Annotated in this window: 1 protein-coding gene; it reads right to left on the bottom strand. The window is 61.7% G+C overall.

The window, feature by feature from the left end; translation table 11 throughout:
* A partial coding sequence (locus tag V3587_RS30650; protein WP_317829953.1) for a condensation domain-containing protein occupies nt 1–507 on the bottom strand: 507 nt, incomplete at both ends.

Raw genomic sequence — 507 nt, forward strand, 5'->3', positions numbered from 1 at the left:
GTCGGAGCCTGGCCGTTGGTTCGCGCGTAGTAGGCGGTCATCACGTCGCGGGTCAGCGGGCCCATCGAGAAACCGTCAGTCGAGATGTGATGCATCACGAACGACAACACGAAGTCGTCATCGGCGACCTGGAAAAGCTTGGCGCGCAACGGAACCTCGACAGTGACATCGAAGCCCTGGGCGAAGAACGAATACAGCTCCGCCTGGATTCGGTCGTCGGTGACGCGTTCTGCACCGAGATCGATCGAGACATCTCCTGCCGAGAGGATCTTCTGGTAGCCGACGCCGTCGACCTCGGGGTAGACCGTGCGCAGAACCTCGTGGCGACCGATAACATCGTGAACTGCCGAATTCAGGGCGGCCAGATCGAGCGCACCCGTGAGCCGAACGGCAACAGGGACATTGTTGACAGCCGATGCCGTGTCGAATCGGTTGAGGAACCACATGCGCTGCTGCGCCAACGACAACGGAACCTGCGCCGGACGCACCTGCGCAGTCAACGCCGCA

It is taken from the genome of Rhodococcus sp. IEGM 1306 (genome assembly GCF_036541985.1).
Classification (GTDB): Bacteria; Actinomycetota; Actinomycetes; order Mycobacteriales; family Mycobacteriaceae; genus Rhodococcus_F; species Rhodococcus_F qingshengii.